Raw genomic sequence first — 575 nt, 5'->3', positions numbered from 1 at the left:
CTAGCAGAAAAAGGAAAATATGGGGGTGGGTTTGAAAATTTTGATACAGCCATTGCAAAAGCACTTAACATGGCAAGCGCTGCGAAAAAGCGTTCTTCAAGGCTCTCAGGGATAGCTACCCATATCAAAACACTTGATGAGAAAATGGGGGGATTACAAGCATCTGATTTGATTATCCTTGCGGGGCGCCCTGGGATGGGGAAGACCTCACTGGCGACCAATATTGCTTTTAATATTGCCAATGCTTGCAAGCGTCATGATAACAGCCAAGCCAATGAAGGGGGTATTGTTGGTTTCTTTTCACTTGAGATGTCAACTGAACAGCTTGCAACTCGTATTATCTCAGAGCAAATAAAGGTTTCTTCTTCTGATATGCGCCGTGGTAATATCTCAGAAGAGCAATTTGCAAAAATTATTCACGCAATGCGTTCCTTACAAACAATCCCTCTTTATATTGATCAAACGGGTGGGGTGTCTATTGCACAATTGTCCGCTCGTGCAAGGCGTCTTAAACGACAACATGGTCTAGATGTCTTGATTATTGATTATATTCAACTCATGACAAGTGGTTCAAA

Annotated in this window: 1 protein-coding gene; it reads left to right on the top strand. The window is 42.1% G+C overall.

Translation table 11 applies throughout. The annotated features are described in order from the left end of the window. Nucleotides 1-575: DnaB-like helicase C-terminal domain-containing protein (locus tag ACFIL3_RS11080; RefSeq protein WP_375682305.1), on the top strand; the 575-nt coding region annotated here is incomplete at both ends.

The organism is Bartonella sp. CE47NXGY (genome assembly GCF_042195415.1).
Taxonomy (GTDB): domain Bacteria; phylum Pseudomonadota; class Alphaproteobacteria; order Rhizobiales; family Rhizobiaceae; genus Bartonella.
Note: the sequence above shows the minus strand (reverse complement) of the source record. Positions and strands in the feature narration are given on the sequence as shown.